This is a genomic window from Vibrio sp. 1562 (genome assembly GCF_033340155.1).
Classification (GTDB): domain Bacteria; phylum Pseudomonadota; class Gammaproteobacteria; order Enterobacterales; family Vibrionaceae; genus Vibrio; species Vibrio alginolyticus.
The window spans coordinates 294,603-310,460 of record NZ_JAWOVY010000004.1 but is presented as its reverse complement, the minus strand read 5'-3'; the positions used below and the strand labels follow the sequence as shown (position 1 = coordinate 310,460).

Annotated in this window: 14 protein-coding genes; 4 read left to right on the top strand and 10 right to left on the bottom strand. The window is 45.1% G+C overall.

The window, feature by feature from the left end; genetic code table 11:
• Positions 1–71: 71 nt before the first annotated feature.
• From R7Z49_RS06600 to R7Z49_RS06590, 3 genes are read left to right on the top strand one after another with little or no spacing between them, the layout of a single operon-like run.
• Positions 72–3,248 (top strand): response regulator, encoded by a 3,177-nt coding sequence (locus R7Z49_RS06600; protein WP_086046705.1) that lies wholly within the window; start codon positions 72–74, stop codon positions 3,246–3,248.
• Between the two features lie 9 nt (positions 3,249–3,257).
• Positions 3,258–3,734, top strand: a complete 477-nt coding sequence (locus R7Z49_RS06595; protein ID WP_017633987.1) for a hypothetical protein — start codon at positions 3,258–3,260, stop codon at positions 3,732–3,734.
• A gap of 1 nt (position 3,735) precedes the next feature.
• Complete coding sequence (locus R7Z49_RS06590; RefSeq protein WP_025766727.1) at positions 3,736–4,827, top strand: hypothetical protein; 1,092 nt, start codon at positions 3,736–3,738, stop codon at positions 4,825–4,827.
• 146 nt (positions 4,828–4,973) lie between these two features.
• Here R7Z49_RS06590 and R7Z49_RS06585 read toward each other — a convergent pair whose 3' ends face one another.
• The 4 genes from R7Z49_RS06585 to R7Z49_RS06570 all read right to left on the bottom strand — a co-directional run bounded on the left by R7Z49_RS06585 (position 4,974) and on the right by R7Z49_RS06570 (position 6,855).
• Positions 4,974–5,285, bottom strand: a complete 312-nt coding sequence (locus tag R7Z49_RS06585; RefSeq protein WP_005377799.1) for a hypothetical protein — start codon at positions 5,283–5,285, stop codon at positions 4,974–4,976.
• A 156-nt stretch (positions 5,286–5,441) separates the two neighbouring features.
• Positions 5,442–5,876 carry a DUF962 domain-containing protein gene (locus R7Z49_RS06580; protein ID WP_005377800.1) on the bottom strand — a complete coding sequence of 145 codons (435 nt, stop codon included), beginning with the start codon at positions 5,874–5,876 and terminating at the stop codon, positions 5,442–5,444.
• A gap of 119 nt (positions 5,877–5,995) precedes the next feature.
• Positions 5,996–6,349, bottom strand: a complete 354-nt coding sequence (locus R7Z49_RS06575) for an MmcQ/YjbR family DNA-binding protein (RefSeq protein ID WP_017633985.1) — start codon at positions 6,347–6,349, stop codon at positions 5,996–5,998.
• A gap of 23 nt (positions 6,350–6,372) precedes the next feature.
• Positions 6,373–6,855, bottom strand: coding sequence for a MarR family winged helix-turn-helix transcriptional regulator (locus tag R7Z49_RS06570; RefSeq protein ID WP_017633984.1), 483 nt, complete (start codon positions 6,853–6,855; stop codon positions 6,373–6,375).
• 110 nt (positions 6,856–6,965) lie between these two features.
• Here R7Z49_RS06570 and R7Z49_RS06565 point away from each other — a divergent pair, with 110 nt between their 5' ends.
• On the top strand, positions 6,966–7,853 hold the full coding sequence (locus R7Z49_RS06565) for a DMT family transporter (RefSeq protein ID WP_017820923.1): 888 nt from the start codon (positions 6,966–6,968) through the stop codon (positions 7,851–7,853).
• 132 nt (positions 7,854–7,985) lie between these two features.
• On the opposite strand, the gene R7Z49_RS06560 is transcribed toward R7Z49_RS06565, so the two are convergent.
• The 6 genes from R7Z49_RS06560 to R7Z49_RS06535 all read right to left on the bottom strand — a co-directional run bounded on the left by R7Z49_RS06560 (position 7,986) and on the right by R7Z49_RS06535 (position 15,852).
• A complete protein-coding gene (locus tag R7Z49_RS06560) occupies positions 7,986–9,308 on the bottom strand; it encodes an EAL domain-containing protein (RefSeq protein WP_017820922.1) in 1,323 nt (440 codons plus the stop codon).
• Positions 9,309–9,827: 519 nt separating this feature from the next.
• Positions 9,828–11,099: a 4-aminobutyrate--2-oxoglutarate transaminase gene (gene gabT, locus R7Z49_RS06555; protein WP_318105140.1), complete on the bottom strand. Its 1,272-nt coding sequence runs from the start codon at positions 11,097–11,099 to the stop codon at positions 9,828–9,830.
• Between the two features lie 14 nt (positions 11,100–11,113).
• Positions 11,114–12,541 carry an NAD-dependent succinate-semialdehyde dehydrogenase gene (locus R7Z49_RS06550; protein ID WP_318105142.1) on the bottom strand — a complete coding sequence of 476 codons (1,428 nt, stop codon included), beginning with the start codon at positions 12,539–12,541 and terminating at the stop codon, positions 11,114–11,116.
• Positions 12,542–12,595: 54 nt separating this feature from the next.
• Entirely contained in the window at positions 12,596–13,678 is a 1,083-nt protein-coding gene (gene aguA, locus R7Z49_RS06545; protein WP_017633979.1) for an agmatine deiminase, read from the bottom strand.
• A 12-nt stretch (positions 13,679–13,690) separates the two neighbouring features.
• Positions 13,691–14,557 carry an N-carbamoylputrescine amidase gene (gene aguB / locus R7Z49_RS06540; protein WP_017820918.1) on the bottom strand — a complete coding sequence of 289 codons (867 nt, stop codon included), beginning with the start codon at positions 14,555–14,557 and terminating at the stop codon, positions 13,691–13,693.
• Positions 14,558–14,574: 17 nt separating this feature from the next.
• Positions 14,575–15,852, bottom strand: coding sequence for an NAD(P)/FAD-dependent oxidoreductase (locus R7Z49_RS06535; protein ID WP_017820917.1), 1,278 nt, complete (start codon positions 15,850–15,852; stop codon positions 14,575–14,577).
• Positions 15,853–15,858 lie beyond the last annotated feature (6 nt).

Here is a 15,858-nt window from a genome sequence, read left to right as displayed (position 1 = left end):
AATTTTCTCTTAAAATCTAACATCTGAGATAAATAAACTACACTTTTCATATCAACTTCTTGGATATGGAAATGCGCGTGGTAGGAATCTTTTCTTGGAACAACCTGTCGGTAAAACAAAAGCTATTTGGGTTGGTTTTGCTGCCAATTTTATTGTTGCTTGTCCTCGCGGGTAAACATGTACAAAGCCTTTCTATCCAGGCTCAGGAACTACAAAAAGCACAGTTATTCTCTGTCTACATAGACCGCGTATCTTCGCTTTATCACCTACCGAATAACCCTGATGTAATAGATAAGCAACTAAAAACTCAGCAGATATCTCAATTGTTACGCGACACTGCAGCACCAGTATTCGGTGAAAACGCTGAGATACTAAACCAGTTGACAAGCTTTGAGGAAGCAACCCTCTCGATGCTCTCTTCGCAAAATCAAGAAGAAAAGTTAGATGCGGCAGAGTGGCGCGCTGATACGTTCAAAGAAATCCTCATGAGCTTAGACAAAGTCTATTTTAGAAATGTGAGTTATGAAACAAACACTCACCTTTCTTCTTTGATGCAACTTGAATGGTTGATGTTTTGGTCCACTGAAGAGCATAGATTAAGCGAATATTTGATTCGATCTTCAGAGGAAAATAACGAGTATGACCTCACAACACAGGCTTCTATCCAATCTTTAATCCAGAACCAACAACTATTTCTAGAGCGTTTTGTGACGCTAAATGCCAATCAACAACAAGTAGATCTGCTCATTGAGACGTTTACGGGTGAAGTCTTTATCAAAAGCCAAGAGTTTCGTGCTTATTTATTGCAACCAGCTCAACTCAAATCATTAACCCCGGATGAGATTGATGCGGGGTTATCTGCACTCAACAAACGCTTATCGTTATTACAAAGTGTTGACGACAAAATGGAACAACAGCTGAGTGATGATATATCAAAGACAATCAACACGACGACACAGCACCGCTTTACCTTTATCGCAATGATGAGCCTTTTAACGCTGTTGGTCGTAAGTTTAACGCTAAGATTGGTGCGAAAAGTTACTGGAAACTTGAATCTAGTCCTCAAATTTCTCAGTAACGAAAGCAATGAACAAAGTAACACTGAAAATTCACCTCTTGCTCAACTAATAAAGGGTAAAGACGAGCTGAGTAAGTTTGCTCGAGAGGTAAAAAAGCTTAGTGATGAGCGGATGTTGTCCAGACTAAAGCTCACACAAGCTAAAGAAGATGCAGAACAAGCAAAAGATGATGCAATTAAGGCGAGTAAAGCCAAAAGTAGCTTTTTGGCCAACATGTCCCACGAGATCCGCACGCCGCTAAATGGCGTTATTGGTATCTCTGAAGTCTTATCCGATACTTCCCTAACTGCCACACAACGCGATTACGTCGACACGATTGAAACCTCCTCCCAACTGCTTTTGAGTTTAATTAATGACGTTCTAGACTTCTCAAAAATTGAATCTGGGATGTTGCTCATTAGCCCACATTCAACTTGTGTTCGAGAGTCTATCTATGACATTGCTTCTATCATTTCACCGAAAGCAAAGGAAAAAGGCATCGATGTGCAAGTCAACATTAGCCGTAACACGCCTTACCACGTAATGTTGGATGACCATCGTATACGCCAAGTTGTCATGAACTTCATGTCTAACGCGGTAAAATTTACCGAACAAGGCAGTGTTGAGCTATCGGTCATCACCCGCGAAATAAAAAATGGTGAAGCGGTCATCGAGTTTTCCGTTAAAGATTCTGGGATTGGTATTGATGCCCAGCAGCAAAAGAAAATATTTGCTCCATTTGCCCAAGAGGATAACTCTACTACCCGACAATTTGGGGGAACTGGACTTGGGCTTGCCATTAGCACGCAATTAGTTGAGCTAATGGGTGGAGAAATTCAACTAGAATCCGCGAAAGGTAAAGGCAGTCGCTTCTTCTTTGAACTAACTGCTCCTGTTGTGACGCAAGAGTTTAACGCTTATCACGCTCTGAATCACAACGATATATGGATTGTATGCAGCAGTACTCAACTAGAACAAAAACTGCGTAACGAGTTAAGTTTTTTCAACATCAATATAACGCAGTCAGTAGATACCTTAAGTGCGTTGCCAACGTGGATTGATAACGAGCGCGTTATCGTTATTCATGTAGAAGCATCACCAAATGCAGCGGCGATGCATATCGATGAGATAGAAAGCCTTTGTAAACGAAACATTCGTGTCTGCCTCATCAAGCACCTTCATAGCCCACAATTCGACTTTAGAAACAGTATCAGCGCCTTGGTCACTCAGCCACTACTAGGGCAGCGCTTAATTAAAGCACTTGAAAGTTGTGCGGCAAATTTCTCGCACGCACAACAAGAGAGCACTTCAGCGCAACATGTTAAATCTCTGCCGAAAATTTTGGTCGTTGATGACAATACGGTCAATCAAAAAATCGCGGGGCTACACGTCACAAAAGCTGGCTTCGACTTTGATGTCGCTGTAAACGGACAAGAAGCGGTTGAGAAATTTCAACAGAATCAATACAGCCTAATTTTAATGGACTGCATGATGCCCGTAATGGATGGATTTGAAGCCACCCAAATAATTCGTCAAATAGAAGTAAAAGAAAAACGCGCTTTCAGAATTCCGATTATTGCTCTAACGGCAAGTGTGGTCGATGACGATATACAAAAATGCTTTGACGTTGGAATGGATGACTATGTGCCCAAACCGTTTAAAGCAGGGTTGCTTAAAGAGAAGTTAGATAAGGCAATTGGGTTACGTGTTTCCAACACGACGCCTGCTGAACCACACCAAGAGAACACCACCCCCGATAAAACTCATGAACTACCTGCAAGTTCTGAGCAACCAGAAGCAACGGTAACGCCTATTCGCTCCGAACGCATCTTGCTTGTCGAAGATAATAGAGTGAACCAGAAAGTGGCTTCTCTATTGCTATCTAAAGCAGGCTATCAATTCGAAGTCGCTGAAAACGGACAAATTGCAGTCGAAATGTTCCAAAAAGATGGAAAGTTTGATGTTATTTTGATGGATTGCATGATGCCCATAATGGATGGGTTTGAAGCTTCTAGGCAAATTAGAGCTTATGAAGCGAGTAAAGGATTAGCTAAGACGCCCATTATCGCATTAACAGCAAGCGTCGTAGATGATGACATTCAACGCTGCTTTGATTCAGGAATGGATGCCTACGTACCAAAGCCTGTGCGCAAAGAAAAACTGTTGTATCAAATTGAACAAGCAATGTAGGTGGATTCTATGAGTAGAAATCATTCTCGCGTTGCTTTTCCTTTGCGTTACATAAAACGCTATCTGTTTATTCTGATTGCCCTTCTTTCATTAAATTGCCAAGCTCTCGCTGCAGAGAGCTACGCCGTTTTCTCATTTAATGACGAATTCTCTCCGCTCACTGTCAATAAAGCGCGAAAGTTGTACAGAGGGAAGACGCAACTTTTACAAGGCCAGCGAATTGAACTCTCTGACTGGCCTGCGACATCAACAGAAAGAGCTGAGTTCTATCGTTATCTTCTCAACAAAAATTTAGCGCAAATGAACGCGCATTGGGCAAGCTTGTCTTTTTCAGGTAAAGCTAGACCGCCAAAAGTGATTGCACGCTCCAGCATTGATGACCTCATAGCATGGATGCAAGAGAAGCCGAATAGAATTGGTTATGCCCCAACATCGAGCGTCCCTAGTAATGCTCATGTTTTATGTGTGGTTAGCTCGGAGAATTGATATGAAAAAATATTTAACCATGTTATCGCTGAGTATCGCGACCTTTCCGAGCTCAGCCACGATTGAACTAACAGAACAACTTTCTTTAAGTGGTTTTGGCTCTACTTCGTGGGCAAAATCCGATAACCCAACTACGTTACTAGTTAACCGCTTTATTGGCGATGAATCTTGTTTCGATTGCGATACCACTTTCGGCATGCAGCTCGATTATTTTCACAAGGCATTTCGGGCATCCGCACAAGTCGTAAAGCGCCCGCAAGACCATTGGAGCTCGCCTCAGCTCGAGTGGGCGTATTTGGCTTATACCTATCAAAACATAGAAATACGAGGAGGACGCTTAAGACTGCCACTGTTTTTGATGTCTGAGTACAACTATGTCGGCCACGCTTTTACCCAAGCCCGCCCACCGAATGAGGTATATGACAGCATTCTAGGTATCACGGCTTATAACGGCCTATCTGCACGCTGGATTCATGACCTCAATGAGCAAGTCGTACTTACCGCCATGCCGTTTGTCGGGTTTAAAGACAATAGTGACGTAACCATCAATGAACGTACTGAATTGGAAATTGAGTCAAACAACACTGCAGGGATGAACTTAACGCTAAGCGGAGAGAGTTATCGTTGGAATTTTTCCTACCTCCACGGCGATTATGATCAAACAACGACGCTCTCTAACATTGAGCAATCCACTCCCGGTGGCGGAACCACAATCATTGACCGTCTAGTTGAAACAGAAAAAAACAACACGATCGATCTGTTTTCTCTAGGGTTAAGATACGAGCTCGATAACATTGTGATTATGGCAGAAGGACAGACCAGCAATCTTTCCTCATCTTGGTACGCGACAACAAGTTATAATGTAAACAAGCTAACTCCTTATATTGTTTACGGTCAGCAGTTTAATAGTCGGGATAAAAAAAGTGGAGACAGTTTCTTACTCGGATTGAGATATGACCTAGATTACAACGTTTCCCTGAACGCAGAATGGCAAAGGTTCAACGCCTACAATAATAGCTCTGGCGCGTTTTCATCAGCCCCAAAGGATGACAGTGCGAGCCTTTATACGCTAATGCTCAACTTCGTTTTTTAATGTTTCTTACAGTACCAATTTCCACAACACTGGGGGCTGCTGTATTAAGAAGGCTTTTTGCAACACGTAACTAAACGCTAAACGACTGGAAGGGATAGAATCGTTCAGATAGGTAAGTGGCAATCCAAACACAGACAAAGGTTACTCTATTTCGGTTTGTTTTGATTGCCTTTTAACCGCTTTTCTTTGCGTCGCAGTGCCCGGAAAAACTTTGACTCTTCGTGGTACCAACCAAGGACACTAATTGGAAAGCCCACGAGCATCATAATAAAAACATCCGCAGGGAGTTGTTCCCAAATGTCGCTTAAAGAATGCAGCTCTCCAAAAATGAACAAACCGATGACTTTACCGAGCAGTAATGCACAACAAATCATAAAGAAGGACTTTAATATATAGTGCCATTTGCCTTTTTTACGCTCTTCTCTCCAATAGGCATACTTATATTGTCGATCGTACATTCATCCCCCTAAAGTAAACTTGCCGTAAGTTTAAGCATCTCGATAGCGTAAAGTGCGTTGGCACCTCTTTAATCATAGTGCGTATCTAAAGTGAATGCTTGTCGTGGCAATAAGTATGTCTTGTGTCATTCGGATGATGCCTGATTTTGCTTATCGCTAGTGTTTTCTGAACACCCAAATCGGGCCGATGAGTAGAAACTGTAAATCCTCAAAAAACGACGGTTTTTTACCTTCAATCTTGTGACCGATAAATTGCAATATCCACAATACACCAAACAAGAGCATAGAAATATGCAGAACGGGCAACATCAATACCTCTAGAGACCAAATAAGGCCAATGCACGCTAATGTGTAGCCGATCATCATCATGAATACGCTCAGAGACAAACGAAAATAGAAAACCCAAGTGGGGATCACCGCTACCCAAACCCAATTAAGTTCGAAGCCTAATAATGAAATCTGGGGAATCGACCAAATAAGTCCAACCACAGAAAGGTAGATACCTGGAACTGCGATTGTGTGAATCTTTTGGTTGATAGGGTTTTGGTGACTCTCCCCGTATTCTTTTAGCCATTCAGATAATGCTCGCATATCATTCCCCTTTTCCACCTTCTTATTCTTATATAGCCCGAGGATGAAAAAGGTGCGAATTTTTCCGTAAAGACTACGAGCAACGAGCGACAAAACAACAGAGGCCAGTGCGTTGCCGATTACTCACCAAGCAACGCTCGTTGTGCTTTCGGCAGCTTGGCAACGACAAGAGCATAAGAGCGTTCACACAAGTCTTGAATCAACCCATCCTCGACATCACCGTTAAAATAAACCGTTATCCAATGACGCTTATTTAAGTGATAACCCGGGATAATGTCCGTAAACTGCGACGTTAAGACTTCTCCATCTTCTGGTTTTACTTTTACGCTGACATACTCCCGACCGTTTCTCTCTGCAATGATGGCAAACATCTTGCCTTTGATTTTGTATACAAGCGCTTCAGGCCCAAATGGGAAATCACTTTCTGCACACATGAAGGTACTTAAGTATTGTTCTAGTTCTTTGCTTTTCATATCCCCTACCTCCTTCTGCGTTCTCACTCAAATTGTGGCAATAGCAATTTTAACGCCTGGTTAACCTGCTCTTTTTCATTGCCTTCTAAACCATGCAATAACGATTGCTGAACGTCTACATGCTCCAAAATTAGCTTGTCAATTAAGGTTAAGCCTTGCTCTGTTAGTTCAACGGTGACGCTACGTCGGTCTTCTTTACTATGGGTTCTGGTAATAAACCCTTTCTTCTCTAGTTTATCTAAGCGATTAGTCATCGCACCCGAAGTGAGCATCATCGACTCTATTAACGCTGAGGGAGTAAGACAATATGGTGAACCAGCTCGACGCAGTGTCGCTAACACATCAAATTCACCCATTTTCAGATCGTACTTCTTATGTAGCTCGGCGACCCTAGATTCCATGTGTTTTGCAATTCGCATTAGTCGACCCATTATTGCCATCGGTTCAGTGTCGAGGTCTGGCTTCTCCCTAGCCCACTGCTCTACCACTCTATCAATTGCATCCATTATTTCTCTCCAAACATCATATATTTTTTATTTTAACATAAAGATACTTTACAAAAAGCCACCTTGCCGATATCGTTACATTTAATTATCTCTACATAAAGATATTTAACATGAACATTTTACTTGCGATGATTCCTGCCTTTTTTTGGGGGACGACTTATGCTGTTACTCAGTTTACTCTACCGGACTGGCCTCCCGTTTTACTTGGTGCTCTAAGGGCACTGCCTGCGGGTCTTTTGTTGCTGGCAATAAAGCCCTCGTTTCCAAAAAGAAGTGAGTGGAAAGTGCTGCTTGTTTTAGGAACCATCAACATCGCTTGCTTCTTTGGTCTCATTTTTGTCATGGCGTTGACGCTTCCTTCTGCCATCTCTGGTGTTGGTATGGTTTCGGTCCCCGTTTTTGCGATGCTGTTTGGTTGGGCGGTCTACAAACGTCAGCCTAGTGGCATTCAAGCGATAAGCGGCGCAACTTTGATTGCTTTAGCTTGGTTCTTATTTGATCCTAGCTCTATTTCTCTCGAACCCGTGGGCTTACTTGCGATGATCTCCGCCATTATGTGCATCGTGATAGGAAGTAGCGTAACAAAGTCACTAGGTACAAAAATGCACTGGTGGACAGTGCTAACATGGCAGCTCATTTTGGGTGGCGTGATTATGTCTATCGCAACAAGTGTGCTGGCGATAAACAATCCAGAGCCATATGTTACGGTCGTTCAGGACGTATCCATGACGAATATTCTAGGGTTACTGTGGGTAGTTATTCTGAACACCGCATTAGGGTATGGCATGTATGTATGGTTATTACAGCGGATGTCGGTCGTAGATTTTACCTTTGGTGGTATTGCAAACCCAGTCGCAGGCATTGTTTCGGGCCTACTGCTATTGGGGGAAACGTTCACTCCTCTGCAATACAGCTTAATGCTAGGAATGATCGTAATGTCATTACTACCTCAGCTCATTACGTCAATCAAAACGAAAAGAGCCGCACTCTCCTCCTAAGTAACGTTAATTCCTAACACTCTAGAAGTAATGAGAGTGTTAGGAATCCTCAAGTGTAACCCCATCAGCAGAAATCAGCGCTAACCTAGGCAACTGACACCTTTAAAACGGTACGTTTTGACATTATGGCTGTTAAGCGCTTGCAAGGTTAGTCAGGGGCTCTGGTTTAGCGTAAACATAACCTTGAATAAGGTAAATCGCATGCTGAGCCAGATATTCGACTTGAGCCTGGCTCTCTACACCTTCTGCAATCATCTCACATTCCGCTTTGTTCGCTGCAGACACAATTGAGTCCAGCACTTTCAACTTTTGATCGTCAGATCCTATTGGATCAATGAACATCTTATCCACTTTTACACACCGGATGCCCAAATCTTGTAGGTAAGAAAAGCCACCATATCCGGTACCAAAATCGTCAATTTTGAACTTGTAGCCTTTATTCGTTAAATACAAAATCTCTTTTTTCGCGGCCTCAGTGTCTTTTACTGGTATTCTCTCGGTCAACTCAAAATGAATTCTATTCGAGATTGGCCAATTTAACTCCGACAGCAACTTCGTTAATACGCCTGACTCTAAATGGGAGGAAACAATATTGATGCTGACCCACGTATGCTCGGGCAAGTCACTTAAGTCTTGTATGATTTTACGAATAAGCTGATTGGTCATCGGGATAATCAGGCCACTTTCTTCTGCAGCACCAATAAACATATTTGGTGGCACCATTCCATCACGTCGCGACCATCGAATCAGAGCTTCATATCCTACTGTCTTACCATCGCGACTATCGACAATCGCCTGGTAGTAAGGAATAAATTCTGTATTACTAATCCCATTTTCAATTAGACCTGTAATGGATTTTCTCAAGCTTTTACCAGATATGTATGCAAAGGCAGTCACAAGACCAGCAAGCACACTTACAAGACCGCCCCACAAAAGTACTCTTTCCTGAGCATAATTTTTAAGTTTTTCACCGCTGTATATCTTGATGAGCATGTTGGCTTGAGACTCTCCTGAAAAGAAAAACTCTTTTGACAGTGCGTTTTCTTCTCCTGCAATATTCGCTTTGCCACGGCTTATCGTTAAATCACCAAATATTGGTTCATCATACTTAAACTCTACAAATAGGCAGTCTTTGCAAGGCGTTTTTATTACCTCGTTAACCCAACTGTTATCAAGTACCCAGAAGACTTCAACGTGTTCATTATCATAAATGACCATCCACTCTATTTGGTCATTCTGTTGCGGCAAAATAAGTGATGCGAAAAAGTTTTCATCCATCTGAAATCGTTCACTACTAGATGGGCGAGACACTTCACTACCAACCGTGGAACACGTTTTTCCGCCTTCTGTGGTCATCGCAATAAAACGAATGTAACGGTTATAAAAACGTGGGTCGCGTAAAGTTCTTACATCACTATCACTACAAGTAAAATCTAACTGAGCAATCTGCTTCACTATTGCTCCGTCCAAATAGGCAGACCTTTGATTTAAATAATCTACGTAAGCATCTATTTTCGACGCTTTTACCGAGTTGACGTAAAAGTTGGTTATCGAATGAAAGGCCACTACAAATATGGCGATGGGAACTAAGCCGAGTAAAATGGCATACCTTGTATTCTTTGTTATCAAAGTTCGTCCTGCTAATCTGTCAAGCAACCTAAGTGGGATATGAATACTATCTCATTTTTATAGTCCAAAAAGTGAGGAATGACGCTCAATAAAATTATAGACTCAAGTGGCTTTCAGATGTCGGGATTTAGAATGTGAGCACCAAACCACATTCGAGGAGAACAAAGTAGCGACTAAGTGGAAAGTAAGAACGAGCCCAATTGTTAAGTCATCCGTAATAAAAGTGACGACTTGGAGCTTGAGCAATACTTTTTAGATAGGCAGCAGATACGCTAAAAAACAAAAAGGAAACGATTGATACCAACCGCTTCCTTGATTTGTTATTGCTATTTAAAAGCGCGTGAATTACGCCACTTCAAGAATCACTTTTTCCAACTTATCTAAACCTTCACTAAGCACTTCAGGCTCAATGGTTAGCGGCGGCAACAAGCGAATCACGTTCGCTTTTACCCCACAAGAAAGCAAAATCAGACCATTTTCTTGCGCTTTAGAAATCACCGCTTTGGTCATCTCTTGTAGCGGCTCACCCGTTTCAGGATCAGTAAATTCAATCGCCATCATCGCACCTGTAGTACGGATTTCACCGATAGCAGGCACTGACTGTTGCAGTTTTGTCATACGAGCATTGACCACTTCACCGATACCCATTGCTTTAGCACACAAGTCTTCTTCTTCGATAATTTTCAGTACTTCAAGACCAGCAACACAGCCAAGTGGCGAGCCCGCATAAGTGCCACCTAAACCACCAGGTAGTGCAGAATCCATCACATCCGCTTTCCCAACTACCGCTGAGATTGGGAAACCACCAGCAATGCCTTTCGCCATTGTCATTAGGTCAGGTTCAATGCCTAGGTATTCTGTTGCAAACATTTTACCGGTACGAGCAAAACCCGTTTGGATTTCATCGGCAATCAGCATAATACCGTGCTTATCACACAGCTGACGCAAGCCTTGTGCAAACGCTTCAGGTGCTTTGTAGAAGCCGCCCTCGCCTTGTACTGGCTCGAAGATGATCGCCGCAACGCGTGAAGGTTCAATATCGCACGCAAATAGGTCGTCGATCGCTTGTAAGCTTTGCTCAATGCTGATGCCGTGGAACGCATTTGGGTACGGCGCGTGGTAGATTTCATTCGGGAAAGGACCAAAACTTGCTTTGTACGGCGCTACTTTACCGGTTAACCCCATCGTCATATTTGTGCGACCGTGAAAGCCGCCTTTGAACGCTATCACGCCGCTACGACCAGTATGAGCGCGCGCTACTTTCACTGCGTTTTCGACCGCCTCGGCGCCAGTGGTTAGAAAGATCGCTTTCTTCTTAGTCTCACCCGGTGCAAGTTCTGTCAGCTTTTCAGCCAGCTCTACGAATGACGCGTATGGCGTAACCATCGCACACGTGTGTGAGAAATTGTCCAGCTGAGCTTTTACCGCTTCGCTAATGCGCTTGTGAGAATGCCCGGTGTTAGTTACCGCGATGCCCGCTGCAAAGTCGATGTATTTATTGCCTTCAATATCCCATACGTAAGCGTTTTCTGCTTTCTCGACGTAAAGTGGGTACAGTGCGCCCATACCTTGAGCGATAACTTGGCTTCTTCTTTCGTGTAGTTGTTGGTTTGTCATTGTTTTGTCCTTAATTAGTTGCCGCCAAAGCAGAGATATTTCACGTCCATGTATTCATCGATACCTTGTTTTGCACCTTCACGTCCGATACCGGACTGCTTAACACCACCGAAAGGAGCCACTTCAGTAGAGATCATACCTTCGTTAATGCCGACCATGCCGTATTCGAGCGCTTCTGCGATTTTCCAAACACGGTGAATGTTTTGGCTGTAGAAGTACGACGCGAGACCGTAGATGGTGTCGTTCGCCATTTCGACTAGCTGTTCGTCGCTGTCAAAACGAATCACTGGCGCGACAGGGCCAAAGATTTCCTCGGAAACAATCTTCATGTCGTGAGTAACGTCTTTGAGAACCACTGGCTGCATAAATAGACCATCGAGCTTTTTAAGCTCTGAAACCGGCTTCGCGCCTTGCTCGATAGCACCATCAATAAGCGTCTGAATGCCTTGCTTCGCTGACTCGCTGATCACTGGACCAATGTTGACCCCCTCTTCCAATCCGTTACCAACTTTGAGCTGCTGAACCGCAGCGTCAAACTTAGCAACGAATTCGTCATACACTTTGCTGTGTACATAGAAACGGTTCGCACAAACACACGTTTGACCTGCGTTACGGAATTTCGACGCCATCGCGCCTGCCACAGCTGCATCAATATCCGCATCATCGAATACGATAAATGGCGCGTTGCCACCGAGCTCCATTGAGGTACGTTTGATGTCAGCCGCGCTTTGCTGCATCAGCACGCTACCGACTTGAGTAGAGCCAGTGAAAGACAACTTACGAATCAACGGGTGTGAAGTGAAGATAGCACCGACCTGACGGGAGTTTTCCCCCAATACCACTTGCAGCACATCGCGTGGGATACCCGCTTGATAGGCAAGCTCTGCAACCGCAAACGCAGACAGCGGCGTAGATTCAGATGGTTTTACCACAAAGCTACAGCCTGCTGCTAAAGCTGGCCCTGCTTTGCGCGTGATCATCGCAATTGGGAAGTTCCAAGGTGTAATCGCACAGGCGACACCAATTGGCTGTTTGATAGTCACCAAACGCTTGTCCGCACTTGGCGCAGGAATCGTCTCACCGTAGGTACGCTTCGCTTCTTCAGCAAACCATTCGATAAAGCTCGCGCCGTAAAGCACTTCACCTTGAGCTTCCGCTAGCGGCTTACCTTGCTCTAACGTCATCAAACGGCCAAGGTCGGCTTTGTTTTCTAACAGGAGTTGGAACCAACGATTGAGCATGCCAGCACGCATTTTTGCTGGCAGTGCCGCCCACTCTTTCTGCGCCACACTGGCACGTTCAATGCCATTTAAAATGTCGTTTTCGGTTGAAACTGGTGCGAACCCGAGGAGTTCTCCGGTCGCCGGATTAGTCACTGCAATGCCCTGTTGTGGATTCGCTACCATAAACGAAACAAGGCTTTGGTTTTGTATCTGTTGCATGGTCATTCCTTTTGACAACTCATCATCGCCGCTAAGCCAGCGGCGAGTTCATGTTTAAGCAGGGATCTGCTGCGTAATACAGTGAATGTTCCCTCCGCCGAGTAGAACCTCTCTCGACGGTATCGCGATGATTTGGTATTCCGGCATCGCGTTTTGCAAAATATCGATCGCCATAGCGTCGGTCTCTTCGTCCAGCATCGGCAAGAACACATGCTCGTTGACGATAAGAAAGTTCGCATAAGAGGCACTTAGGCGTTCGCCAGCTTGTCGACTCATTCCCGAACTGGCGTCAATGCCATTGGCTTCGCGCTCGCTGTAATGCAACGGACCCGGTAATGGCAAACGGACAATTTCAATATTGCGCCCTTTCGCATCGTGCTGAGATTTCAGTACTTGTTCCGCTTGACGAGATAACGCGTATTGCGGATCACTTGGGTCATCGGTCCAACTCAGTACCACCTTACCCGGAGCGATAACGTGCATCAGGTTGTCAACATGGCCGTCTGTTTCGTCATTGAATAAACCATTTGGCAACCAAATGACTTTTTCGATACCGAGATACGCCTTTAACTGCTCTTCAATTTGCGCTTTGCTCAACTGTGGATTTCGCCCCGGACTAAGTAAGCACTCTTCTGTGGTGTAAAGGGTGCCTTCACCATCGGTGTGAATCGCCCCACCTTCAAGTACAAACGGTGCGCGGTAATGATCAATACCGATGATGTCGCACACCGAACCAGCGACAAGATCGTCCTGCTGCCAGTTGTCGTAAAGGCCGTTGTATTCGCCGCCCCACGCGTTGAATTGCCAACTAATCCCACGGCGCTCGCCCGCTTGGTTAACAAGCACGGTCGGCCCGATGTCTCGCATCCACGCATCGTTAAATGGGATTTCCACCAAACGTACATCTGAGTGAAGCATTTGACGGGCTCGGTCAAAGTTGTGCGAGCACACCGCCACACACACTTTGGTCACTTCCGCGATTAAGTTCGCGATTCTGGCGAAGGTTTCTTGCGCGGGTAATGCGTCATCACGCCAATTGTCTTTCCTTTCTGGCCACGCTAGCCAAACTTCACTAACCGGCTGAAACTCAGCCGGAAAATAGAAGCCATCTTGCGCTGGTGTTGTCGATAACTTCATTTTAACGCCTCTTTAAACGGCTAGTTTGCCAACGCTGGTGTAAAGGTCTGGACGACGGTCGCGGAACAAGCCCCACGCGTGACGCGCTTTCGCTGTCGTAGCTAGGTCGATTTCTGCGTAAATGATGGTTTCACCTTGACGCGGTGCTTCGGCAATTTTTGCACCAGTGTGGTCAGTGATAAAAGAAGAGCCGTAGAACGTCGTCTCGATACCATCATCGACTTCAGTGCCCACTCGGTTTGACGCAATCACTGGAACGAGGTTTGCTGCCGAGTGACCTTGCATTGTACGTTGCCAGTGGTCACGTGAATCCAGTGTCGGATCTTGAGGCTCAGAACCGATTGCAGTTGGGTAAAAAATCGCTTCCGCGCCGTGCAGAGCCAAGCTGCGTGCAAGCTCTGGAAACCATTGGTCCCAGCAAATGCCAGCACCGAACTTACCGAACTTGGTTTGCCACACTTTGAAACCGGTATCGCCAGGGCTAAAGTAGTACTTCTCGCTGTAGCCCGGGCCGTCAGGAATGTGTGACTTGCGGTAGTTATCTAGTACCGTGCCATCGGCATCTATCATTACTAGCGAGTTAAAAAACGTATTGCCCGCTTTTTCAAAGTAGCTGACAGGAATCACCACGCCGAGCTCTTTAGCCAACGCACTCATCTCTTTAATAAGACGACAATTCTCCGTTTCTTCTGCAAGCTCGAAATACTTCGCTTCTTGTTTTTTGCAGAAGTAAGGTGCGGCGAACAGCTCTTGAGGAAGAATCACGTTCGCACCGTTTTGTGCTGCTTCACGAATCGCATTTTTTGCTTTGGCTAAGTTATCTTCCAGATCCCAGCTTTTCGTCAGTTGAAGGGCTGCAAATTTCACTACTTTGCTCATTGGATATTCCTTATCTCTTAAATCGCCAGTTTGTCACGTAGGTTGTAGTAAGCCGCGCCCATTGCCGTAAACGGAATTTGGAAGTGGCGGCCACCCGGGAAGGAGTAATGTTTCAGAGCGGCAAACGCGTCAAAGCGTTCTGCGTGTCCAGTCAAGGTTTCAGCCAGCAACTTGCCTGCTAGGTGAGTACACGTTACACCGTGACCGCTGTAGCCTTGTAGGTAGTAAATGTTGTCTGCAAACGAGCCAAATTGCGGCATGCGTGAGTAAGTCAGCAAGAAGTTACCCGTCCAGGTGTAATCAATCTTGATGCCTTTCAATTGTGGGAAGACTTTCTCCATCTTCGGACGGATCAGTGCTTCAATGTTTTCTGGGTCACGTGCGCCGTAAACCACGCCACCTCCGAATAACAAACGCTTGTCGGCGGTTAAGCGGAAGTAGTCAAGCAAGTAGTTACAGTCTTCAACGCAGTAGTCACTGGTCAGCACTTGTTTTAGCTGCTCATCACTCAAAGGCTGAGTCGCCACCACTTGTGTGCCGCACGGGATCGCTTTGTTGCTGATGTTTGGTGCCAAACCACCAAGGTAGGCGTTACCTGCCAAAACCACGTACCTGCTCTTCACGCTGCCTTGCGCTGTTTTCACTACTGGGTTAATCCCTTTGTCAATCGATACGACCGCCGACTGTTCGAAGATTTGGCCACCCAGAGAAATAAACGCAGCGGCTTCACCTAACGCGAGTTTAAGCGGGTGAATGTGACCACCGCGCATATCCAACAAGCCACCAGTGTACACTTTGGTCCCTACCGCTTGTTCTACTTCTCCTGCGTCAAGTAGAGTCAGTTGGTCGTTGCCGTAACGCTCCCAGTTCTTCTTATGTTCTTCTAGCCCTTTGAGTTGTTTACTGTTCAGTGCCGTGAACAAGCCGCCTTGCTTGTAATCACAGTTGATGTCGTATTTGTCGATCAGACCACGGATGATATCGCCGCCTTCAAAAATCATATCGCACAGAGCTTTGGCTTGGTTTTGGTCGTAACGGCTTTCAATCACGTCAACATCTCGGCTGTAGCTGTTAACGATTTGGCCACCGTTACGACCAGTTGCTCCAAAGCCCACTTTTGCGCTTTCTAGCACAACAACTTTAAAACCTTTTTCTGCAAGGTGTAGTGCAGAAGAAAGACCAGAAAATCCCGCACCGACTACACACACATCGCACTCGATGTCGTTTTGCAACTGTGGGTATTCCGGCATGTTTGGCACAGAGTGCGCGTAGAACGAATCCGTATGCTTGTTCATAGAACT

Coding starts and splice junctions, on each gene's coding strand:
- R7Z49_RS06600 (WP_086046705.1), top strand. CDS start 72: ATGCGCGTGGTAGGAATCTTTTCTTGGAACAACCTGTCGGTAAAACAA.
- R7Z49_RS06595 (WP_017633987.1), top strand. CDS start 3,258: ATGAGTAGAAATCATTCTCGCGTTGCTTTTCCTTTGCGTTACATAAAA.
- R7Z49_RS06590 (WP_025766727.1), top strand. CDS start 3,736: ATGAAAAAATATTTAACCATGTTATCGCTGAGTATCGCGACCTTTCCG.
- R7Z49_RS06585 (WP_005377799.1), bottom strand. CDS start 5,285: ATGTACGATCGACAATATAAGTATGCCTATTGGAGAGAAGAGCGTAAA.
- R7Z49_RS06580 (WP_005377800.1), bottom strand. CDS start 5,876: ATGCGAGCATTATCTGAATGGCTAAAAGAATACGGGGAGAGTCACCAA.
- R7Z49_RS06575 (WP_017633985.1), bottom strand. CDS start 6,349: ATGAAAAGCAAAGAACTAGAACAATACTTAAGTACCTTCATGTGTGCA.
- R7Z49_RS06570 (WP_017633984.1), bottom strand. CDS start 6,855: ATGGATGCAATTGATAGAGTGGTAGAGCAGTGGGCTAGGGAGAAGCCA.
- R7Z49_RS06565 (WP_017820923.1), top strand. CDS start 6,966: ATGAACATTTTACTTGCGATGATTCCTGCCTTTTTTTGGGGGACGACT.
- gabT (WP_318105140.1), bottom strand. CDS start 11,099: ATGACAAACCAACAACTACACGAAAGAAGAAGCCAAGTTATCGCTCAA.
- R7Z49_RS06550 (WP_318105142.1), bottom strand. CDS start 12,541: ATGCAACAGATACAAAACCAAAGCCTTGTTTCGTTTATGGTAGCGAAT.
- aguA (WP_017633979.1), bottom strand. CDS start 13,678: ATGAAGTTATCGACAACACCAGCGCAAGATGGCTTCTATTTTCCGGCT.
- aguB (WP_017820918.1), bottom strand. CDS start 14,557: ATGAGCAAAGTAGTGAAATTTGCAGCCCTTCAACTGACGAAAAGCTGG.
- R7Z49_RS06535 (WP_017820917.1), bottom strand. CDS start 15,852: ATGAACAAGCATACGGATTCGTTCTACGCGCACTCTGTGCCAAACATG.